This window comes from Sphingomonas sp. HT-1, assembly GCF_048568905.1.
Taxonomy (GTDB): domain Bacteria; phylum Pseudomonadota; class Alphaproteobacteria; order Sphingomonadales; family Sphingomonadaceae; genus Sphingomonas.
Genome location: NZ_CP183770.1, coordinates 1,035,893 through 1,057,658, shown reverse-complemented (window position 1 = coordinate 1,057,658; position 21,766 = coordinate 1,035,893). Strand labels below are relative to the sequence as shown.

The window sequence follows — 21,766 nt, the reverse complement described above, 5'->3', positions numbered from 1 at the left end:
GCATGCCCTCCGGCCCATTTTTTTTGGATATTCGCTGTCGCGCGCCGCGCTGCGCCTGTTCAGCCCTCCAGTACGCGATCGTCGAACAGGCCGAAGGCGAGGGTGGACGCATAGTATGCCACCGCGCGGTCTCGCGGCATCGTGCCAGCCCATTTGCGCATGTCGAATGCGGCATTCTGCAGCGCCATCAGCGCCTGGCTGGCGACGAGCGGATCGATCGGACGGATCGATCCTTCGGCAATGCCGTCCGACAGCATGCCGGCGAAGCGGCGTGCGATCCGGTTCGATCGATCGAGCATGATGTTGCGGACGTTGAGCGGCAGGCCGGACAGGGCGGTGGTCCGCAGAAGTGGCCCTCGTTCGGAGAACTGGTAATCGAGCAGCGTCGCGAGGGTGCTTTCAAGCCGTTCCCAATAGGTGCCGCTGGCGCCTTCCGCGAGGCGCTGGGCATCGACCAGGATGTCGAAACTGCGCTTGTAGCAAGCGGTTACCAGATCGTCCTTGGCATCGAGGTGATGGTAGAAGCTGCCCTTGGTGACATTGAGTTCGGAGGCGATCCGCTGCACCGAGGCGCCGCGATAGCCGAGTTCGTTGATCAGCCGAGTAGCCGCGAGCAGAAAAGCCTCGCGGCCGGGCTCCGGCTCTTCATGGACCAGTTCGAACAGGCGGGGCTGCCAACGCTGGCCCGGCGCGGCGATGCCGTGCCGGAACACGTCCATCAGCCGCGCCTCGACGCGCGGATATTCGTCCAGTTCGTAGCGCGACATCCACGCGTTCAGCCAGAAGCTGTTTTCCAGAAGGACGTGCGCGCGCGCGCCCCGTAGGTCCGTCTGCGCGCGGCTGCCATCGGCGCCCCACAGGCTGCGCGTCTTGCGGAACACGTTGCGCCAGCCGGTGAGCAGCTTGCCTTTCAGCGGCTCTTCCATCGCGCGAAGATCCGAAAGGATCGCGACCGCCTGTTCCTCGCCGCGGGCGATGCGCGCGAGGCGCTCCATGTTGATCGCGAGGAAGCGCGCGACCCTGGCTTCCGGGAACGGTTCGGCCAGCGCCTGATCGAGACTACCATCGAGCCACGCCAGTGTCTGTTCGAACGCCGCCGCGGCAAGATCTTCCTTGCGCTTGAAATAATAGGTTACCGACGTGGTGTTGAGCCCGACGCGACGCGCTACATCAGCGAAGGTCATGCCTTTCGCGCTCTGTTCGTTGATCGCGGCTGCTGCCGCTGCCAGGATCGCATCGCGCTTGGCCTGGAATCGCTTGGTGCTGCTCGTTTCGATCTTCGCGGGGGCGTCCATGGCATCAGCTTAGCCGTTTCCGCCCATAGCCAAAACGGTTTTTTGAAGTCTGCGTAGGGCATTTTTGCCTTTGGCTGACCCTTTACCGAATATCCGGTACGCTATAAGCCGGTGGCAAAGAACCACAGGAGAGCGACGCCATGGATTTCACGCTGAGCGCGCGACAGGCCGAGTACCGCGATCGGGTGAAAGCCTTTATCGACGCCGAGATCCGGCCCCGCGATCTCGCCTATCGGGCGGCCGCAGCAACGGGGGACCGCTGGGCAGTCAACCCGGTGCTGGAGGAGGTGAAGCCAATCGCTCAATCTCAGGGGCTTTGGAATCTGTTCATGCCGCCTCATGCCGGCCAGGTGCATGTCGACGACAGTTTCCGCTTCGAGGGCGAACAACTGACGAACCTCGAATATGCTTTGTGCGCGGAGGAAATGGGCCGGATCGACTGGGCGCCGGAGGTGTTCAATTGCTCCGCACCCGACACGGGCAATATGGAGGTGCTGCACCGCTACGGCACGCGCGCGCAGAAAGAAGCGTGGCTGGCGCCGCTGATGCGCGGCGAAATCCGCTCCGCCTTTTTGATGACCGAGCCGGCGGTTGCTTCTTCGGATGCGACCAACATCGAGACGCGGATCGAGCGCGACGGCGATCATTATGTGATCAACGGCCGAAAATGGTGGTCCTCCGGAACCGGGGATCCGCGGTGCAGGATCGCCATCCTGATGGGAAAGACTGATTTCGGTGCGGCGAAGCACGCCCAGCAGAGCATGATCCTGGTGCCGCTGAACACGCCGGGCGTCACCGTCGAGCGGATGCTTTCGGTTTTCGGGTATGATCACGCGCCGCACGGTCATGGCGAGGTGGTGCTGCGGGATGTGCGCGTGCCGGCAGAGAATCTGCTGCTCGGCGAGGGCCGCGGCTTTGAGATCGCGCAGGGCCGGCTGGGGCCCGGCCGCATCCACCATTGCATGCGGACGATCGGAGTCGCGGAGGAGGCGATCGCCGCCATGGCGAAGCGGCTGGTGGAGCGGGTCGCGTTCGGCAAGCGGATTGCGGATCACTCGATTTGGGAACAGCGCGTCGCCCGGGCGCGCATCGACATCGAGATGACGCGGCTGCTGTGTCTAAAGGCAGCCGACATGATGGATCGCGCCGGCAACAAGGCGGCGCAACAGGAAATCGCGATGATCAAAGTGCAGGCGCCGAGCATGGCCCTGCAGATCCTCGACGATGCGATCCAGGCGCATGGCGGTGCCGGCGTGAGCGACGATTTCGATCTGGCCCGCCATTGGGGCAGCATCCGGACGCTGCGGTTGGCCGACGGGCCGGACGAAGTGCATGCGCGCGCCATCGCCCGCGCCGAATTCGGCCGATATGCCGCGCATCGCGCGGGCGGCCTTTCGTCGGGCGACCTTGGGGTCAGCCGGTGAGGGCGTCGCGCCCCTTGCGGAGGCTACGATGAAGGCTGCCGTGCTGCACGAGGCGAAAACGCCATTGATGATCGAGGAGGTGCTGGTTGCCAAGCCCGGCGCGCGCGAGGTGCTGATCCGCACCGCCGCGGTGGGAGTCTGCCGGTCCGATCTCCATTTCGTCGATGGTGCCTTCCCGCATCCGGTGCCGACGGTACCCGGGCACGAAGCGGCCGGGATCGTGGAAGCTGTGGGATCGGACGTGACCCGCCTCCGCCCGGGGGACCATGTTATCACCTTCCTGACGGCGTTCTGCGGGGCATGCGAGGCGTGCATAACCGGCCGGCCGTCGCTTTGCGTCGACCCTTCGACGCGTCGCTCCGCCGATGCGGAGCCGCGGCTGCGGCTGGCGAGCGGCACGCCTTTGGCGCCCTTCCTAAACCTTTCGGCCTTCGCCGAAATGATGCTCGTCCATGAAAACGCCTGCGTCGCAATCAGCCGGGACATGCCGCTGGATCGCGCTGCGCTGCTGGGATGCGCGGTGATCACCGGCGCCGGGTCGATCTTCAACGACAGCCGCGTCCGGGCGGGAGAAAGCGTGGCGGTGATCGGCGCCGGCGGCATCGGCCTGGCGGCGGTCAATGCCGCGCGGATTGCCGGGGCAGGGCGGATCTTCGCGCTGGATCCGGTGCCGGAAAAGCGCGCGCTGGCGCTTAAAATGGGAGCCACCGACGCCTTGGACCCTACCACGGAGGGCATCGCCAAACAGGTGCTCGGCCTTACCGGCGGCGGCGTGCACTATGCGATCGAGGCGGTGGGAAGACCCTCCTCGGCAGAACTCGCCTGGCAGATCCTGCGGCGGGGCGGCACCGCGACGATCTTGGGCATGATCGCGCCCGGCCAGAATGTGCACCTGCCGGGCCCCAGTTTCCTCACTGGCAAGAAGATCCAGGGTTCGCTGCTAGGCAGCACGCGCTTCCCGATCGATATTCCACGGTTGGTGCAGATGTATCTGGACGGCGTGCTCGATCTCGACACGATGGTGGCGGAGCGGATCCGATTGCCGGAGGTGAATGCGGCGCTGGACAAGCTGCGGGACGGCCACAGCGTCCGATCGGTGATCGAATTCCTATGAGTGACCTCGACGAAATCCGTCTCTGCGCCTGGTGCGAGGCGCAGATCCCAGGCTTTTCCGGGCCAATCCGTGCCGCCAAGTTTCCCGGAGGACAAAGCAACCCCACCTATCGCGTAGATGCGGCGAGCGGCGCCTATGTGCTGCGGCGCAAGCCGTTCGGCCCGATCCTGGCCTCGGCGCATGCGGTAGATCGTGAATATCGATTGATTTCGGCCCTGCACCCGGCGGGGTTTCCCGTCGCACGCCCGTTCGCGCTGTGCGAAGATATACAGGTGATCGGTTCGCCCTTCTACGTGATGGAAATGGTGGAAGGGCGGACGTTGTGGGACGGGGCGTTGCCCGACATGGCGCCGGATGAGCGCACCGCACTCTACAATGCGCTGGTCGACACGCTGGCGCAGCTGCACGGCATCGATCCTGGCAGGGTGGGCCTGGGAGACTATGGTCGGCCCGGCAACTATTTCGCACGGCAGGTCGAACGTTGGACTCGCCAATATCGTGCAAGTCAGACCGATGAGCTGCCGGAAATGGATGGGCTGATCGAGTTCCTGCCGCGCACCGCGCCGGAGCAGACGCGCACCAGCATCGTGCATGGCGACTATCGGATTGACAATGTCATGTTCGCCGCCGATCGCCCGCAGGTTCTCGCCGTGCTGGATTGGGAATTGTCGACCCTTGGCGATCCGCTAGCCGATTTTTCCTATTTTCTGATGAACTGGGTTACCGAACCGGAGGGCCGCTCGGGGGTGAAGGGGCTGGCCGGTGAAGAAAGCGGAATCCCAACAATGGCGGCGGTGGTCGACCGCTATTGCGTGGCCACGGGGCGCGACGGGGTGCCCGATCTCGACTGGTACTTCGCCTATAACTTCTTCCGGCTCGCCGGCATCGTTCAGGGCATCAAGAAACGTATGATCGATGGCAACGCCTCCAGCGCGCAGGCGGCGGCCACGGTGGAACGACTGCCGGGCCTTGCCGCCGCGGCTTGGCATTTCGCGCGGAAGGCGGGGGCATGATGGAGCAAGCATCGGCTTTTTCGGGCAAGGTCGTGGTGGTTACTGGGGCCGCATCGGGAATCGGCCGGGCCACGGTGCGCGCGTTCGCTGCGCAAGGTGCCAGCGTGGTCGCTGCCGACTGTGCAGAAGGCGTCCACGAAACGGTGGCGGGATTGGCGCAGGCGCTGGCTATCCAGATCGATGCCGGCGACGAAGCGGCCGTGCAGCAACTGGTGGAGGCGGCATGCGATCGCTTCGGCGGCATCGACGTCTTCTACGCCAATGCCGGAATATCCGGGGGGACCGCGGGTATCCTCGACTCGACGGTAGAGCTTTGGACCGAGGTTTTGCGCGTCAACTTGATCGGCCCGGCACTGGCGATCAAGCACGCGGCACCGCGCATCGTCGCGCGGGGCGGGGGTGCGATCTTGTGCACTGCCAGCGTTGCGGGGCTTCGCTCCGGAGCGGGAGGTACGCCCTATTCGGCGTCGAAAGCAGGCGTCATCAATCTGGTCCAGACGGCGGCGCAGCAACTCGCCACCTCCGGCGTGCGGGTGAACGCGATCTGCCCCGGGCTGATCGAGACCGGCATGACCGAGCGCGCCTTCACATATGCGCGCGAACGCGGCAGGGAGGACAGGCTGGGCCAGCTCAATCCGCTGCGCCGGGCAGGCGTCCCTGAAGAGATCGCCGCAGTGGCGGTGTTCCTCGCATCCGACGCAGCCTCCTATGTCAACGGGCAAGCGATCGTGGTGGATGGCGGGCTCTCCTCCAGCCATCCGGTAACCCGCCAGGAGTTTGGCAAAGCTGCATTCTGAACCTTGTCGAAATCCGTGAGCGTGATCTTCAGCAGTGTCAGGGTTGTTTTACCCATGCAAACGACGCTACGCTGGTAGCGCTAACGTGCAATCAGGCACCATGGAGAGGAATGGAATGCGCAACAATCATGCGGGGATCGCGCTTGCCATTGCTTTGGTTGGCACGACACCGGCACTGGCGCAGCCGGCAACCGGCGTGCGTACCATTCGGTTGGACGCTGCCAAGCCGCAGGGGCCGGTGGATCGATTCTTCGATCTTTCGATCGGATCGGATTTTCCCGGTACGCTCGCACGGCCGGACAGTCAGGCGCAGCTGGCGATGGCAGTTCCGGAACTTGGGTTCCGCATGATCCGCTTCCACGCAATCTTCCACGACGTTCTGAAGACGGTGCGCCGGCAGCCGGACGGCACGATCGTATATGACTGGAGCGGCATCGATGGCCTGTACGATGATCTGCTCGCGAAGAAGATCAAGCCGTTCGTCGAACTCGGTTTCACGCCGGAGGCGCTCAAGACTTCGGACAACAGTATCTTCTATTGGAAAGGCAACACCTCGCATCCGAAGCTGGGGCCTTGGCGCGATCTGATCGATTCGTTCGCGCGCCACCTGATCCAGCGCTATGGCGCCGCCGAAGTCCGGACCTGGCCATTCGAAGTGTGGAACGAGCCGAACCTGGACGGCTTCTGGGAGAAGGCGGATCAGAAAGCCTATTTCGAGCTGTACGATGTTACCGCCAAGACGCTGAAGGCGGTCGATCCAGCGCTGCAGGTCGGCGGCCCATCAACCGCGGGCGCGGCCTGGGTGCCGGAATTTCTGGCGCACGTCGCCGCAAACAAGGTGCCGGTCGATTTCGTCACCACGCATACCTATGGCGTCGACGGCGGCTTTCTGGACGAGAAGGGGGAGCAGGATACCAAGCTCTCGCCCAGCCCGTATGCCATCGTCGGCGACGTGCTGAAAGTGCGGCGCGAGATCGCCGCGTCGCCGTTCCCGAAGCTGCCGCTTTACTTCACGGAATGGAGCACGAGCTATACGCCGCGCGATGCGGTGCACGACAGCTACGTTAGCGCGCCCTATATCCTTACTAAGCTCAAGGCAGTGCAGGGTTCGGTGCAGGCGATGAGCTACTGGACCTATACTGATCTGTTCGAAGAACCCGGCCCACCGCCCACGCCTTTCCATGGCGGCTTCGGGCTGATGAACCGTGAAGGCATCCGCAAGCCGGCCTGGTTCGCCTACAAATATCTTAACGCGCTGCGTGGGCAGGCGCTGGCGACCGGCGATACCTACAGCCTAGCCGCCAAGGATGGTGGACGGGTCGTGGCGCTAGTGTGGGACTGGCATCAGCCGGTGCAGCCCGTAAGCAACCGGCCCTACTATACGCGGATCGTCCCGGCCAAAGCAGAGGCACCCGCGGCACTTACCGTCTCCGGGCTTGCGCCAGGCCGCTATCGGTTGCGGGTGAATCGCACCGGCTATCGCCACAATGACGCCTATTCCGCTTATATCGACCTGGGCATGCCCAAGTCGTTGAGCGCCGGGCAAGTCAGCCAGCTTCAGAGCCTGACGCGCGACACGCCCGAAGTCGAACGGGTGGTAACCGTTGATCGACGTGGTACGCTTGCCTATCGCTTGCCGCTGGCCACCAACGACATTGCGCTGGTGACGATCGAGCCTGCGCGTTGATAAATGCTTAGGCAGATCCAGCTAAGGTAGATGTCGGTCTGGCCAATTTGCGCGCTATTGACATCCGCTTTGCGATTGGTCAGGCCTTTGCGATCGATTTGCTAGCAGGGGTTGTTCCATGAAGATCGTTTCGGCCAAGGTCATCGTGACCTGCCCGGGCCGCAATTTCGTCACGCTGAAGATCCAAACGGACCAGGGCGTCTATGGCATTGGCGACGGGACGCTGAATGGCCGAGAGCTGGCGGTCGTCTCCTACCTCGAAGATCATGTGATACCCTGCCTGATCGGGATGGATCCGCGGCGGATCGAAGATATCTGGCAGTATCTGTATCGCGGTGCCTATTGGCGTCGCGGGCCGGTGACCATGCGCGCGATTGCCGCGGTCGACATGGCGCTGTGGGACATCAAGGGCAAGATGGCGGGCATGCCCGTATACCAGCTGCTAGGCGGCCGTAGCCGCGATGGCGTGATGGTCTATGGTCATGCCAATGGCGCAGATATCGAGCAGACCGTGGACGCGGTCGGCCAGTATATCGACATGGGCTATAAGGCGATCCGCGCCCAGACCGGCGTGCCCGGCATCAAGGACGCATATGGCGTCGGCCGCGGCACGCTCTACTATGAGCCCGCCGATGCTGCGCTCCCTTCCGTCACGGGCTGGGACACGCGCAAGGCGCTCAACTATGTACCCAAGCTGTTCGACAAGCTGCGCGTCACCTATGGCTTCGACCATCATCTGCTGCACGACGGCCACCACCGCTATACGCCGCAGGAAGCCGCGAATCTGGGCAAGATGCTCGAGCCCTATCAACTCTTCTGGCTGGAAGACGTGACGCCAGCCGAAAATCAGGAAGCGTTCAAGCTGATTCGCCAGCACACCGTGACCCCGCTGGCCGTGGGCGAGATCTTCAACACGATCTGGGATGCCAAGGACCTGATCCAGAACCAGCTGATCGACTATCTGCGCGCCACCGTGGTGGGCGCCGGCGGTCTGACGCATCTGCGTCGCCTCGCCGATCTGGCCAGCCTGTATCAGGTGCGCACCGGTTGCCACGGTGCCACCGATTTGTCGCCGGTGACGATGGGCTGCGCGCTTCACTTCGATACCTGGGTGCCGAACTTCGGCATTCAAGAATATATGCGCCACTCCGAAGAAACCGATGAAGTGTTCCCGCACGATTATCACTTCGACAAGGGCTATCTGTTCTGCGGCGAGGCGCCGGGCCACGGTGTGGATATCGACGAGGAACTGGCGGCGAAATATCCCTACAAGCCGGCCTATCTGCCGGTCGCTCGTCTGGAAGACGGGACGATGTGGAACTGGTAAGTCCCGCATGCGCCCTGGACCTGCTGGTCCGGGGCGCCACGTTCCGCGAAGGACCATTTTCCCGATTCGCCGGTTACCTTCCCTTTAAGTGGGAGACGAAACATGGCGAAGGACCACGGTTCGCAGATCAAGAACGACGCAGTGTACGAGAAGCTGCGGAAGGAAGGCGCCTCGAAAGAGAAGGCGGCGCGGATCGCTAATGCGCAGGCGAATGGTTCCCTCGACGCCGGCGGCGGCAAGCTCGAGCAGCGTAGCAAGGCCGAGCTGTACGACGAGGCGAAGGAAATCGGTATCGAGGGGCGTTCGAGCAAGGACAAGGCGGCGCTGGTGAAGGCGATTCGCAACCACTGAGATCGTCTCTCGCAGCTTCGGAAGAGGCGGAGCCTGACCTGTCGCTTGCGGTTCCGGTCGTATCAGGAGATGACGTCTTCGGCCGATTCCGCTAAGGCTGCCTGGTGACCGATATCCGTGAAACGGGCGCCACGCTCGACCCGAAATATGACGCCAACGGCCTGATCACCGCCGTCGCTACTCATGCCAGCACCGGCGAGGTGCTGATGCTCGCGCATATGAATGCCGAGGCGCTGGCGGTGACGCTGTCGACGGGCAGGGCCACATTCTGGTCGCGCAGCCGCGGCCGGTTGTGGACCAAAGGCGAGACTTCGGGGCATTTTCTTAACCTTGTCGAGGCACGGATCGACTGCGATCAGGATGCGGTGTGGCTCCGCGTCGAGCCGCACGGCCCAGCCTGCCACACGGGCGCTCTGAGCTGCTTCTACCGCCGGATCGAGAAGGGAGCGCTGGTGCGCGACGCATGAAGCGGCGCGTTCTGGCGCTGCTGCTGGGACTTGCCGGATGCGGCGGGCCTACCACCGGTCCGACGTCCGCTGTCTCGCCCGATTTGGAAACGGCAGCCATCGAACGCGGGCTGGTGCGCGATCCGCAGAACCGCGCGATTTTCGGCGCATTTGCCCGCGGGCCCGACAGGCTTTGCATCCTCCCTTCGGCGAAGGCGAACCGGGTCGGCATCGTCATCGATTATGACGCGGCGAATGGCTGCCGCGCGACGGGGTCGGTGCGGCGCACTGCCGACGGGCTGGAATTGATACTCGGATCCGCCGACGCCTGCCGCTTCACCGCCCGTTACGATGGCGATCACCTCGCCCTGCCGGGGGCGGTGCCGGCACCGTGCGCGCGGCTTTGCACGGGCAGGGCAGGGCTCGCAGGCGCGCAGTTCACCCGGCTAGGCGAGTCGATGGCCGAGGCACGAGCGATGCGCGATGCAAAAGGGCAACCCCTTTGCGAAGAGTGACCGTCTGATAGATGCCGCTGCATCGGGGGGTGTCTCGAAGACGTGCAACCACCGGGCATGATTTAGCGGTGCACACTTGACGTTCACGTAAAGGGAAACTACAAAAGCAGCATGACCGCTGCTGCCTTTCCGATCGAGGCCCTGGCGCCGATCGAACCGCGTCCCGACCGCGACGCCTTCTCGATTTCCGACTTGTGTGCCGAGTTCGGCGTTACGCCGCGCGCGCTACGCTTCTATGAGGACGAGGGGCTGATTTCGCCCGAGCGGCGGGGCACCCAGCGCATCTACACGCACCGCGACCGCGCCCGGCTCGCCTGGATCCTGCGCGGCAAGCGCGTCGGCTTCAGCCTGGGCGAGATCAAGGAGATGATCGATCTCTACGATCTTGGCGACGGCCGGCGCGTCCAGCGCCAGGTGACGCTGGAGCGGTGCATGGACCGCATCCGCCATCTCGAAGCGCAGAAGCGGGACATCGATGCGCATATCGCCGAGCTCGCGCAGTTCGTCGACCTGATCAAAAGCAAAGACAACGAGCACTAAGAACAACGAACGCTGAGGAACCTGAAATGCCGCAGTTTACCGCCCCTGTGCGCGACACGCGCTTCATTCTGGATCGGGTCATCGGGCTCGATCGCTACACCAACCTGCCGCACTTCCAGGCAGCGACGCCCGACGTGGTCGACGCGGTGCTGGAGGAAGGCGGCAAGTTCGTCGCCGAGGTGCTGTTCCCGATCAATCATAGCGGCGACCAGCAGGGCTGCACCCGCCACCCCGATGGCAGCGTGACCACGCCGGACGGCTTCAAGCAAGCCTATCAGCAGTTCGTCGAAAGCGGCTGGGGCACGCTCAGCGCGCCGGCCGAGTATGGCGGCCAGGCGATGCCGCATGTCGTGGCGACCGCGTTCGAGGAATATATGATCGCCTCGAACATGGCCTTTGCCATGTATCCGGGCCTGACCCATGGCGCGATCGCCGCGCTGCTGGTCAAGGGCTCGGAGGAGCAGAAGGCCAAGTACGTCCCGAAGATGGTCTCGGGCGAATGGGGCGGCACGATGAACCTGACCGAGCCGCAGTGCGGCACCGATCTGGGCCTCATCAAGACCAAGGCCGAGCCCAATCCGGACGGCTCCTACAGCATCACCGGCACCAAGATCTTCATCTCGTCGGGCGAGCACGACCTGACCAGCAACATCATCCATCTGGTGCTGGCCAAGACCCCGGGCGCGCCGGACAGCACCAAGGGCATCTCGCTGTTCGTGGTGCCCAAGTTCCTGGTCAACGACGACGGCTCGCTCGGCGCGCGCAACGGCGTGAGCTGCGGCTCGATCGAGCACAAGATGGGCATCCATGCCAACTCGACCTGCGTGATGAACTATGACGGCGCCACCGGCTGGCTCGTCGGCGAGGAGATGAAGGGTCTCGCCGCGATGTTCATCATGATGAACGCCGCGCGGCTGGGTGTCGGCCTGCAGGGCCTCGGCATCGCCGAAGTCGCGATGCAGAACGCCGTCCAATATGCCGGCGACCGCCGTCAGGGCCGCGCGCTCACCGGTCCGAAGGAGCCGGCCGAGAAGGCGGACACGCTGTTTGTTCACCCGGACGTCCGCCGCATGCTGATGGAAGCCAAGGCGCAGATCGAGGGACTACGCGCTTTGTGCCTGTGGGGGGCGCTCCAGGTCGACATGGAACATGCCGCCGCAACCGAGGAGGAGCGCCAGCTCGCCGGCGACCTGATCGGCCTGCTAACCCCGGTGATCAAGGGCGTCGGCACCGATATCGGCTACAAGGTCGCGACCGATTGCCAGCAGGTCTATGGCGGCCATGGCTATATCGCCGAATGGGGCATGGAGCAGTATGTCCGCGATGCCCGCATCGCGATGATCTACGAAGGCACCAACGGCGTACAGGCGATGGACCTGGTCGGCCGCAAGCTGGCGCTGAACGGTGGCCGGGCGGTGCAGGCCTTCTTCCGTGTCGTGAGCGAGGAAGTCGCCGCGGCCAAGGGGGATGCGAAGCTTGCGGGCTTTGCCGAGGCACTGGAGAAGGCGCTGGGGCATCTCCAGGGTGCGACGATGTGGCTGGCGCAGAACGGCTTCAAGAACCCGAACGAGGTCGGCGCGGGTGCCTATCCCTACATGCAACTGACCGGCACGGTGGCGCTGGGCCTGATGTGGCTGCGCATGGCCAAGGCCGCGAGCGAGGCGCTGGCGCAGGGCGCCGAGGATGTCGCCTTCCTCGAGGCCAAGCTGGTCACCGCGCGCTTCTATGCCGAGCGGTTCCTCCCCGATGCGAGCGGCCTGCGCCGCAAGATCGAGGCGGGTAGCGAAGCGGTGATGGCGCTCGACCCGGAGATGTTCAAGGCCGCCTAATCGCTGCTTGCGGGCAGTTGCGAGGCCGGCGCAGCGGGAGCCGCTGCGCCGGCCTTGTTCTGTGCGGGAGGCGCCTTGCGCCGTACGCCGTCGAGCGGCGCGGGCTCGGCTCTCGGCGCTGGTGCCAGCGTGGCAACCGGTGCGGGCGGCGGCTGCCGGCGCATGCACTGGGCGGGGCTGGGACGGCGAAACTGATCACAGTTCCACAGCGCCTTTACATATTGCACCCGCGTGTCGCGCAAATAGCTGAATGCCATCGCCGCTGCCTGTTCACCGGTGGGCGGAAGCCGCGCCGGTTTTTTCGCCGGATCGAGCCAGGCCATGAACTTGCAATACGGGCGGTCGCCGCAGGTGCGCAGCGCAAGCGCAGGGTAGAGATCGGGAAGCATGTCCTCGGAAAGCGTGACGAGGAACACGTTCTGATCCCCGGCAACCGCTGCCGGCACGTCAGTGGCCGGGATTGCGGCGGCCGCCTTCTGCACGTCGAACAGCAGCCCGGTCGCACCGGGATTCCCGGCAGCACCGACGACTGCATCCGCCGAACCTTGATGCGCGGGGGAAAGTTTCGCGAGCAGCGCGATGTTCGGTTCGTCGGCGATATAGGCGCGGTTGAAGGCGGGCGGCGTGCCCCACCAGCCGGCCCAACGGAAGAACAGATGGGTGTGGAGCGCGACGATCTTGTCGAGGCTGGCGCTCCAATAGGGCACGACCCAATCGGTGTGATAGTGAGTGGCGTGCCCCACGGGGCGGAACACTGCGCCGCGCAGCGCCATGCGGGCAATCTCCCGGGCGCGGGTCCAGGCGATGGGGGTGGGCGACCAGCGGGCGAGTGCGCCGTCACAGGTGAAGGTGAACTGGCAGCCGGTGCTCCGCTCCGATCCCTGAAACACCACGCCGCAGACCGTCTTGGGGAAAGCCGGATGGCGTACGCGGTTGATAACCACCTGCGCTACCGCCCGCTCGCCCAGCGCGTCGTCGCCGGCTTCATATATCTCGGCGGCAGCGAGGCAGTCGACTGCGCGTTCCTGGCTTGCCGCGCTGCCAGTGAGATGGAAAGGGCGAGCCGCCGGGTTCGGCGCGGTGGATATGGGTATCGAGGCGTTGAACGCCCGCGCATCTTCCGGCGCAAGATTGGCGATCGCGACCGGCTCTACCGGCGGCAGCTCCTCCTTGGGCACGACTCGCGCTGGCAGCACGACGGGGGGCACGCGACGCGGACGGTGCGGCACGCCGGGCGCATTGAGCACCAGCAGCGTCGGCACCACCAGGGCGGCGAGCGTGACGATGCCGAGAACCAGGCGGAGCCAGGAGGCAAGCGGGGTGGTGGGGTTATCAGGCGGCACAGGCGGTTGTGGCATTCTCGATCGAAGGTGGCCGGCCTTATCCCAAAGCGGCAAAGGTGGGAACAGCCCGGATTTCGTCCGCAACTGAAACGGAACCGATCCAGTGTCGCAGCCGTATTGCGATGGGGCGCGCATCGTCTTGGCGCGTGAAGGAAGGTATTTTCTCCGAATGCATCAACCCGCGCTCGTCATCGCGCTGATCGGTGCGCTCGGCATCGGCGCGCAGTGGATCGCCTGGCGTACAGGTTGGCCTGCCATCGCACTGATGCTCGTCGCCGGGGTGCTGGCAGGGCCGGTCACCGGGCTGATCGTCCCCGAGCGCGTATTCGGCGAACTGCTGGAGCCGATCGTCTCGATCGCAGTGGCGCTGATCCTCTTTGAAGGCGGCCTCAGCCTCAACTTCCGCGAGCTGCGGCGCACCGATGGCGCAGTGACCCGGCTGGTCTTCCTGGGCGTGCCGATTGGCTGGGCGTTGGGTACCCTCGCGCTCTATTATGCTGCTGGGCTGGTGTGGCCTGTCGCGACGCTGTTCGCCGGCATTCTGGTCGTCACCGGCCCCACCGTGGTCCTGCCGCTGCTGCGCCAGAGCAATGTCGCGGCGAGGCCACGGGCGATCCTGAAGTGGGAAGCGATCGTCAACGATCCGATCGGCGCACTGTGCGGCCTGATCACCTATGAATATCTGCGTCGTGTGGGCGATGGCGGGACACTCGCCAGCGTATTCCTGTCGCTGCTCGCTGCCAGCATCGTTGCGGGTCTGATCGGCTGGCTTGCTGCCAAGGCGATCGGCTGGGCATTTCCGCGCGGCCATGTCCCCGAATACCTGAAAGCGCCGGTGTTGCTGGTCGCGGTGATCGGCGTGTTCGTCGGTTCGAACCTGATCAAGCAGGAAACCGGGCTGCTCACGGTGACGGTGATGGGCGTGGCGCTTGCCAATATGCGGCTCGATTCGCTGCGGGATATCCATCCGTTCAAGGAGAACGTCACCGTCCTGCTGATCTCGGGCGTGTTCGTGCTGCTGTCAGCCTCGCTCGATTTCGAGGTGCTGCGTCAGTTCGAATGGCGGTTTCTCGCCTTCCTTGCGGCACTCTTGTTCCTCGTGCGGCCGATCACCGTATTGGCGAGCCTCGCCTTCACGCGCGTACCATGGAACGAGCGACTGCTGGTCGCCTGGATCGCGCCGCGCGGTATCGTTGCAGTGGCTATTTCGGGGCTCTTCGCGCTACGTTTGGACAAGCTCGGCTATAGCGACGGCTCGATCCTGGTGACTCTCTCCTTCGCCGTGGTCGTCGTAACCATCGTCGCGCACGGCTTCTCGATCGGGCCGGTCGCACGCTTGCTCAAAGTTACGGGCGCGACGGATCGCGGCCTGCTGATCGTGGGCGGTACGCCATGGAGCTTGGCGTTGGCGGAGCAGTTGCGCCAGCTCGAAGTGCCGGTAACGATCTGCGACACGAGCTGGCAGCGGCTCCGGCCGGCCAGGCAGATCGGAATTCCCACTTACCATGGCGAGATCCTGGCAGAAGCTACCGAGGATCGGCTGGACATGTCGCAGTTCCAGGTGCTCGCCGCGACCAGCGACAACGAGGCGTACAACGCGCTCGTCTGCAACGAATTCGCGCATGAGATGGGCCGCGACAATGTCTACCAGCTCGGCAGCGGCGGCGATGACGAGGATGCTCGCGCCCTGCCGGAATCGCTGCGCGGGCGCGCGTTGTTTACCAGCGGCCACGGTGTCGAGGAAATCGTCGAACGCGATCGCGAGGGCTGGAGCTTCCGCAAGACCCGCCTGACCGAGCAGTTCGATTTCGACGCCGCCAAGGCGGACCTGCCCGATGCTGCCGACATGCTGCTGCTGGTGCGCAAGAGCGGAATGCTCCGCTTCTTCTCGCACGCCAGCCGGCCGACGCCGCAGCCCGGCGACACGATCATCTCGTACGTGCCCCCCATGCCGGCGCGACGGCTTCAGGAGGAGGTTGCATGAGCAGATGGGCGATGCTGGCGCTCCTGGGGGTGCTGGCGGGCTGTGACGCCCGCGAGGCGCCGGGCGACAATGCCGCGGCGGAGAACAGGAGCATTTTCGTCGAGGATGATGCGCTGGCGAACAACAGCGCTGCCGAGGCGCCCAAATCGATCCTGCGCCCGGAGGTGGTACCGGACGAGCCGAAGAAGGCCGAGCTCAAGCCGCTGGAAGTTGTGGTGCCCTTCGGCGGATCGGGGCTGAAGCTGGATGATGCTGGACGCAAGCTGCTCGACGAGATGCTGGCGAATCCGACGACCGCCGCAGGCGGTACGATCACGATCGGCGGCCACACCGACACGCGCGGCAATGACCGGGACAACCTCATTGCCTCGCGCAAGCGGGCCGAGGCGGTGCGCGACTATCTGCTATCGAAGGGCGTGCCGGCCGAGCGAATGACGGTGATCGCGTTCGGCGAGACCCGCGCGCTGGTGCCGAACGCCAAAACGGACGGCAGCGACGATCCCGAGGCGCGGGCGAAGAACCGGCGGGTGGAGGTGCAGGTCGCGCTGCCTGTCGCTGCGGAGACGCCGACTGCTCCAGCCGACAACGGAACCGCCGAGGCTCCGGCGGTTGATCCCAAGTCCCAGAAATAGGCCCTAACACGCTGTCATCCCTGCAAAAGCCGGGATCCATTCATCTCCTCCGGTTCGGCAGGAGCCGCGCCGTTGAAGCCAATCGATCCCGGCTTTCGCCGGGATGTCGGTGGAGGGGCAGCGCCTTCCACCTCTGATCAGCTCTCGGGCAGGAAGTCCGGCACGCTGAGATAGCGCTCGCCGGTATCATAGTTGAAGCCGAGCACGCGGACGCCGTCGGGCAGGTCGGGCAGCTTCTGCAGGATCGCGGCGAGCGTACCGCCCGAGGAGATGCCGACCAGCATACCCTCTTCGGCGGCCGAGCGGCGCGCCATGTCCTTTGCGACCGCGGCATCGACCTTGATCACCCCGTCGATCGCGTCGGTGTGCAGGTTCTTCGGCACGAAGCCGGCGCCGATGCCCTGGATCGGATGCGGACCCGGCTGGCCGCCCGAGATCACCGGCGACAGTTCGGGCTCCACCGCAAACACCTTGAGGTTCGGCCATTCCTTCTTCAGCGCCTCGGCGACGCCGGTGATGTGCCCGCCGGTGCCGACGCCGGTGATGATGACGTCGATCGGCGTGTCGCGGAAATCGTTCAAGATTTCCTGTGCAGTGGTACGCACATGGACGTCGATGTTCGCAGCGTTTTCGAACTGCTGCGGCATCCAGGCGCCGGGGGTGCTCTCGACGATTTCCAGCGCGCGCTCGATCGCGCCCTTCATGCCCTTTTCGCGCGGGGTGAGATCGAAGGTGGCGCCATAGGCGAGCATCAGCCGACGGCGTTCGAGCGACATGCTCTCGGGCATCACCAGGATCAGCTTGTAGCCCTTCACCGCTGCGACCATCGCCAGGCCGACGCCGGTGTTGCCGCTGGTAGGCTCGACGATCGTGCCGCCGGGCTGGAGGCTGCCGTCCTTCTCGGCCGCCTCGACCATCGCCAGCGCGATGCGGTCCTTGATCGAGCCGCCGGGGTTGGCGCGCTCGGACTTGATCCACACTTCGGCGCCGGGGAACAGCTTGTTGATGCGGACGTGCGGCGTGTTGCCGATCGTCTCGAGGATCGAATTGGCCTTCATGTCGTCATCTCCTTGGGAGGAACTTCGAGGGTGGCCGGGGGATCGAAGGTTCGAGCCCGCTTGAGCTCAGGGAATAGCTTCGACCACAGGACCGTGACAAGGATCGCGCCGACGCCGCCGCCGATCACCGCGGCAACCGGGCCGATCAGCGCGGCGAGGAAGCCGCTTTCGGCCTCGCCCAGCTCGTTGGAGCCGGAAATGAACAAAGTGGAGACCGCGCCGACGCGGCCGCGCATCTCGTCCGGCGTGTAGAGCTGGATCAGCGACTGGCGGACATACACCGAGACCATGTCGGCCGCGCCCAGCACGAACAGAGCCGCCAGCGAGATCAGCACCGCGGGCGAAAGGTCGGTGCCGACCGCCTTGGGACCGAGCACCGGCACCAGCAGCGGTGCGGCGGCGCCGAACACCACCGTCGCCAGGCCGAACAAGGCGACCGCGACCAGCATCTTCACGCCCACATTGGTCCTGAGCGGGCGCCACGAGAAGAACAGGGCCGTCACCACCGCACCCAACGCAGGGGCCGCGCGAAGGTGCCCCAGGCCCTCCGATCCCACCTGCAGGATGTCGCGGGCATAGACCGGCAGCATCGCCGTCGCGCCGCCGAGCAGCACCGCGAACAGGTCGAGCGAGATCGCGCCCAATACCAGCCGGTTGCGACGGACATAGCGGAGGCCGTCGATCATCTGCGCCCAGGGGCTGCCGGTGAACTTGCGGGCGGCGGTCGGGATCGGCCCGATCAGGAACAGCATGAGCAGCGAGACGAGAAACAGCCCGCCCGAAACGGCATACGCAAGCCATGACTCGGCGGCATAGAGATAGCCGCCCATTGCAGGCCCGATCACCGTTCCGGTCTGCCAGGCAAGCGAGCTGAGCGCGATCGCAGTCGGCAGGATCGCTTTCGGCACCAGATTGGGCGCGAGCGCCCCCAGTGCCGGGCTGGCAAAGGCGCGAGCGACGCCGAGCAGCGCCGCGATGCCGAACAAATAGGGCAGGGTGATGGTGTGCCGCCACGTCAGCCATGCGAGCGCAAGCGCGCAAAACGCCTCCAGCGCAACTGCCGCGCGTGCGATCCAGCGGCGATCGATCCGATCCGCCACCCATCCGGCGAACAGCGACAGGAACAGCAGCGGCAGGAACTGCGCGACGCCGATCATCCCGAGCTGAAACGCCGCTTCCTTGATGCCCATCGAACGACGGGCAATGTCATACACCTGCCAGCCGATCACGATCACCATCGCCATCTGCCCGAGCGTGGCGGCGAGCCGGGCGACGAAATAAGCGCGAAAATTGCCGATGGCGAAAGGATGTTGAGCCATGCGGCGCTCTTGGCCCGCAGGTGCTCGCCGCGCAATCATCGAATGGTTTGGGGCATGTAAAGCTTCACCCCATCCGGGCGGGCTGCGCCTCGGTCGCCTCGCCCTTTGCGGGGTTGCGTACCGACGGCCGCAGGCGGGCGAGGCTGCAGATTCCGGCAATCAGTGCCAGCCCCGCGGCGACGAGCGCGGGCGCCATCCCGGCGCCAACTCCGGCGGCGAGCAACGCCGCTACCAACGTCGCACCAGCAGTCTGCCCCACCATCCGCGTCGTCGAGATAAGGCCGCCGGCCGCCGCTGCCCGCTCGACGGGGGCGGAGCCGATGATCAGCCGCGCATTGGGCGAAAGGAACATGCCGAAGCCCGCTCCGGTGAGCGACATGCGCCAGGCGATGTCGAGATAGCTGGGATCGTGGGGCAGGAAGGCGAGGCTAACGAGTCCCGCGATGGCGATCGCCATGCCGATGCCACCCAGCGCTCCCGCCGGATATCGATCGGAGAGCGATCCCGCCATCGGCGCTACAAACATCGTCGTCAGTGGCCACGGCGCGATGACCGCGCCCACCTCGGACGGCGCAAAACCATAGCCGTGCTGGAGCCGAAAAGGCAGCGACAGGAGGATGCTCATCGTCGCGACAAAGGCGGTGAAGGCGCCGATCGTGGAGAGCGCCAGCACCGGGCGACCGAGCAGATCGACGGGCAGGATCGGTTCGGCCTCGCCGCGTTCGCGACGAACGAAAATCACACCGATCGCGACGCCGGCCAGCACCACCGCCGCGGATACGACGGGGCTGTCCCCGTGCACGGCGCTTTCCAGCCCGCCGATCACCAACCCGAACATCGCCGCGCAGAGCACAGCGCCCAGAACGTCGAACCGCGCTTCGGAGCGCGGCACGTCCGGCAAGGCGCGGCCGAGCAACAGGCTGGCGATGGCGAAGGGCACCGCGGAGGCGAACACCCACGGCCACGGGCCAAAGCCCAGGACAAGTCCGCCGAGCGTAGGCGCGATCGCGGACGAAACCGAGACCACGACCGAATTGACCCCCAGGCCGTGGCCAAGCTGGTGGGCAGGATAGATTTGCCGAACCAGCGCCGAAGAAACGCTGAGCGCCGCCGCAGCGCCCGCCGCCTGCGCCGCGCGGACGATCAGCAGAAAAGGGAGGCTTTTGGCGAAGAAGCAGAGGATCGTCGCCACCGTGAACACGATTTGCCCGGCCTGATATAGCCGCTTCAGCCCGATGCGGTTGCCGAGACCGGAAAAGGGCAGCAGCAGCATCACCAACACGAGCTGATAAATCGTTACCACCGCCACCGCTGCGGAGGATTCGACGTGCAGGTCGCGGGCGATGGTGGGCAGCGCCACCGTGGCAATGGCCCCGTCGATTACTACCAGCGCCGCGCCGAACGAGACGGCAGCGATAGCGGCCAGGCGGCGGGGCAGGGGAAGACCTTCGATTTGCATCGCGGCCTTAGTGCATAAAGCGGCTGGGGGTTCCCAGCCAGGAACTCCCTTTCGCGCCATAATCCCCCTGCTGCCGCTGCTCCGGCGCTGGAAGATGCGGGGACCGTCGCGCGTGCGACGGTCCCCGCCCGTGCCCGGGTCAGCGGCGGCTGGGCACCAGTGCAAGCCGCGCGGCAGGGGCCGGCAGATACAGGTGGAGGCGATCCTTCACGGCAAGCTTGTGCTTCTTGAGTTCGGCGAGGCGGAACGCATCCGGCAAATGCCGGCGCAGTTCGCGGCGGATCTCCCGTTCCAGCATCCGGTGGGTTGCGATCAGCCGTTCAACAATCGTCATCGTCATGGCTCCGTTCGATGAAAGTGCATCGATCGAGTGGCCCGATGAGACTGGAGGTGCGGGGAGGGGGAGAACACCACCGAACCTGCACCGAGCGCACTCGATGCGGTCCGACATCACGGGGCTTCAGGTGAAGCCGCCGCCAGAGGGGCCCGGTCCCGCACCTAGCAATTTATGCGCGTGGCCGCTTCGCGCAAGGGGCCTCGCGCAAAAATCTCGCGTAAGGCCCCTGCACCAATCAACGGCAGCGAATATCCTGGTTGTTCATCTGGTTGTTCTTGTCGACCGAGGCGCCGATCGCGCCGCCGGCGATTGCGCCCAGCAGCGTTCCGACGGTGCTGGAACGGCGGCTGGCGATGACGTTGCCGAACAGGCCGCCCGCGGCCGCGCCGACGATCAGGCCCGTCGTGCCATCCGGCCGCTTGCAATAATAGCGGCCGTCCTGACCGCGATAGACGCGGTCGTCCGAACTCAGCACGCGTTCGCTGGAACCAGGGCGGTAGTAGCGGGAGGGATCCCAATCGGCTTCGTCGCGAATGTCGGCCCGGGGCGGCGGGGCGTGGGCCAGCCACTCGCTATAGTCGGCATACCGATCGGCGGCCTGCTGGAAAATGCGATATTCGCGATCGAATCGCTCGCGCGCCGCTTCGAAACGGGCACGCTCCTGCTCCGGCGAGGAATAGCGGGGATCGTTCTGCGCCGACGCCGGCGCTGCGATCGACAGCCCGGCAGCCATCACAGCGGCAAGCGCCACGAAATGCTTCATTTCCAATCTCCTTCATCAGCGGTACCGGTACAACGCCGGGTGCGCGCACTTCTTCCAGGCTTGCGCGTGAAGGCTGGCTGAACGAAGCTGTACTGAAACGAACGCGGGGGAGGGCACGCATGGCTGACGCGCTTTGTTCTTGCTGCTATGCAGCATTGGTATCATATTTGTACCATGAGCGTTCCGAACACCGTGACTGAAGCCCCGATCAACAACAACCCTTTCGTGCTGGAGGGAATCGTCCGCCTGCGCTGTCTGCAGGTGACGTATAATCGCACGCGCATGATTATCGGCCCGCACATCCTGTATACGCGCAACGACTCGCTCTATGCCGATGCGCTGGTGGTCTCGCGGGAGGGGATGCTGCCGCGCGAGCCGAAGATTGCTACGTTCAAGGTCGACGGTCTGAGGGAAGTCTCCGTCCTCGATCGCGCGTTCGACATCAGTCCGCTGTTCGACGCGGAACTGGAGAAATATGCCGGCGTCACGCTGATGGCGATCGAACCCCAAGCGTGACTCGCAATTCCGTTCGG

Annotated in this window: 21 protein-coding genes; 14 read left to right on the top strand and 7 right to left on the bottom strand. The window is 65.1% G+C overall.

Going from position 1 to position 21,766, the window contains the following annotated elements:
• Positions 1–59: 59 nt before the first annotated feature.
• The gene (locus ACNFJ7_RS05045) at positions 60–1,295 is read right to left on the bottom strand and encodes a TetR/AcrR family transcriptional regulator (protein ID WP_019369494.1); all 1,236 of its coding nucleotides are present in this window, start codon (positions 1,293–1,295) and stop codon (positions 60–62) included.
• A 140-nt stretch (positions 1,296–1,435) separates the two neighbouring features.
• On the opposite strand from ACNFJ7_RS05045, the gene ACNFJ7_RS05040 reads away from it, so the two are divergent.
• The 11 genes from ACNFJ7_RS05040 to ACNFJ7_RS04990 all read left to right on the top strand — a co-directional run bounded on the left by ACNFJ7_RS05040 (position 1,436) and on the right by ACNFJ7_RS04990 (position 12,338).
• Positions 1,436–2,719, top strand: a complete 1,284-nt coding sequence (locus ACNFJ7_RS05040) for an acyl-CoA dehydrogenase family protein (protein ID WP_019369493.1) — start codon at positions 1,436–1,438, stop codon at positions 2,717–2,719.
• Positions 2,720–2,747: 28 nt separating this feature from the next.
• Entirely contained in the window at positions 2,748–3,833 is a 1,086-nt protein-coding gene (locus tag ACNFJ7_RS05035) for a Zn-dependent alcohol dehydrogenase (protein WP_026009137.1), read from the top strand.
• Positions 3,830–4,846, top strand: a complete 1,017-nt coding sequence (locus tag ACNFJ7_RS05030; protein WP_019369491.1) for a phosphotransferase family protein — start codon at positions 3,830–3,832, stop codon at positions 4,844–4,846. Before ACNFJ7_RS05035 ends, ACNFJ7_RS05030 begins: the two co-directional genes overlap by 4 nt.
• On the top strand, positions 4,846–5,643 hold the full coding sequence (locus tag ACNFJ7_RS05025) for an SDR family NAD(P)-dependent oxidoreductase (protein WP_019369490.1): 798 nt from the start codon (positions 4,846–4,848) through the stop codon (positions 5,641–5,643). Before ACNFJ7_RS05030 ends, ACNFJ7_RS05025 begins: the two co-directional genes overlap by 1 nt.
• Before the next feature lie 115 nt (positions 5,644–5,758).
• Positions 5,759–7,330, top strand: coding sequence for a GH39 family glycosyl hydrolase (locus tag ACNFJ7_RS05020; RefSeq protein WP_019369489.1), 1,572 nt, complete (start codon positions 5,759–5,761; stop codon positions 7,328–7,330).
• 118 nt (positions 7,331–7,448) lie between these two features.
• The gene (manD, locus tag ACNFJ7_RS05015; RefSeq protein ID WP_019369488.1) at positions 7,449–8,657 is read left to right on the top strand and encodes a D-mannonate dehydratase ManD; all 1,209 of its coding nucleotides are present in this window, start codon (positions 7,449–7,451) and stop codon (positions 8,655–8,657) included.
• Between the two features lie 102 nt (positions 8,658–8,759).
• On the top strand, positions 8,760–9,008 hold the full coding sequence (locus ACNFJ7_RS05010; RefSeq protein WP_019369487.1) for a DUF7218 family protein: 249 nt from the start codon (positions 8,760–8,762) through the stop codon (positions 9,006–9,008).
• A gap of 104 nt (positions 9,009–9,112) precedes the next feature.
• The gene (hisI, locus tag ACNFJ7_RS05005) at positions 9,113–9,475 is read left to right on the top strand and encodes a phosphoribosyl-AMP cyclohydrolase (RefSeq protein ID WP_019369486.1); all 363 of its coding nucleotides are present in this window, start codon (positions 9,113–9,115) and stop codon (positions 9,473–9,475) included.
• Positions 9,472–9,969: a hypothetical protein gene (locus ACNFJ7_RS05000; RefSeq protein ID WP_019369485.1), complete on the top strand. Its 498-nt coding sequence runs from the start codon at positions 9,472–9,474 to the stop codon at positions 9,967–9,969. The genes hisI and ACNFJ7_RS05000 overlap by 4 nt, the downstream gene beginning before the upstream one ends.
• A 111-nt stretch (positions 9,970–10,080) precedes the next feature.
• Positions 10,081–10,509, top strand: coding sequence for a MerR family transcriptional regulator (locus ACNFJ7_RS04995; RefSeq protein ID WP_010544964.1), 429 nt, complete (start codon positions 10,081–10,083; stop codon positions 10,507–10,509).
• Between the two features lie 26 nt (positions 10,510–10,535).
• Entirely contained in the window at positions 10,536–12,338 is a 1,803-nt protein-coding gene (locus tag ACNFJ7_RS04990) for an acyl-CoA dehydrogenase C-terminal domain-containing protein (RefSeq protein WP_019369484.1), read from the top strand.
• Here ACNFJ7_RS04990 and ACNFJ7_RS04985 read toward each other — a convergent pair.
• Positions 12,335–13,696: a cell wall hydrolase gene (locus ACNFJ7_RS04985; protein WP_082664434.1), complete on the bottom strand. Its 1,362-nt coding sequence runs from the start codon at positions 13,694–13,696 to the stop codon at positions 12,335–12,337. The two genes, ACNFJ7_RS04990 and ACNFJ7_RS04985, sit on opposite strands and share 4 nt — an antisense overlap.
• 154 nt (positions 13,697–13,850) lie before the next feature.
• Between ACNFJ7_RS04985 and ACNFJ7_RS04980 the strand changes: the two genes are divergently transcribed.
• Positions 13,851–15,665, top strand: coding sequence for a cation:proton antiporter (locus tag ACNFJ7_RS04980; protein ID WP_019369482.1), 1,815 nt, complete (start codon positions 13,851–13,853; stop codon positions 15,663–15,665).
• On the top strand, positions 15,662–16,297 hold the full coding sequence (locus tag ACNFJ7_RS04975; RefSeq protein WP_058805434.1) for an OmpA family protein: 636 nt from the start codon (positions 15,662–15,664) through the stop codon (positions 16,295–16,297). The genes ACNFJ7_RS04980 and ACNFJ7_RS04975 overlap by 4 nt, the downstream gene beginning before the upstream one ends.
• Before the next feature lie 137 nt (positions 16,298–16,434).
• Here the strand turns inward: ACNFJ7_RS04975 and cysK are convergent, their stop codons facing one another.
• The 5 genes from cysK to ACNFJ7_RS04950 form a co-directional block, all read right to left on the bottom strand.
• Positions 16,435–17,355, bottom strand: a complete 921-nt coding sequence (gene cysK, locus ACNFJ7_RS04970) for a cysteine synthase A (protein WP_058805435.1) — start codon at positions 17,353–17,355, stop codon at positions 16,435–16,437.
• Positions 17,352–18,674 (bottom strand): MFS transporter, encoded by a 1,323-nt coding sequence (locus ACNFJ7_RS04965; RefSeq protein ID WP_019369479.1) that lies wholly within the window; start codon positions 18,672–18,674, stop codon positions 17,352–17,354. Before ACNFJ7_RS04965 ends, cysK begins: the two co-directional genes overlap by 4 nt.
• A gap of 64 nt (positions 18,675–18,738) precedes the next feature.
• Positions 18,739–20,133 carry an MFS transporter gene (locus ACNFJ7_RS04960; RefSeq protein WP_019369478.1) on the bottom strand — a complete coding sequence of 465 codons (1,395 nt, stop codon included), beginning with the start codon at positions 20,131–20,133 and terminating at the stop codon, positions 18,739–18,741.
• 139 nt (positions 20,134–20,272) lie between these two features.
• Complete coding sequence (locus tag ACNFJ7_RS04955) at positions 20,273–20,473, bottom strand: DUF465 domain-containing protein (protein ID WP_019369477.1); 201 nt, start codon at positions 20,471–20,473, stop codon at positions 20,273–20,275.
• A 232-nt stretch (positions 20,474–20,705) separates the two neighbouring features.
• Positions 20,706–21,233 (bottom strand): glycine zipper 2TM domain-containing protein, encoded by a 528-nt coding sequence (locus ACNFJ7_RS04950; protein WP_019369476.1) that lies wholly within the window; start codon positions 21,231–21,233, stop codon positions 20,706–20,708.
• A 174-nt stretch (positions 21,234–21,407) separates the two neighbouring features.
• On the opposite strand from ACNFJ7_RS04950, the gene ACNFJ7_RS04945 reads away from it, so the two are divergent.
• Positions 21,408–21,749 (top strand): hypothetical protein, encoded by a 342-nt coding sequence (locus tag ACNFJ7_RS04945; protein ID WP_019369475.1) that lies wholly within the window; start codon positions 21,408–21,410, stop codon positions 21,747–21,749.
• The last annotated feature ends 17 nt before the right edge of the window (positions 21,750–21,766 follow it).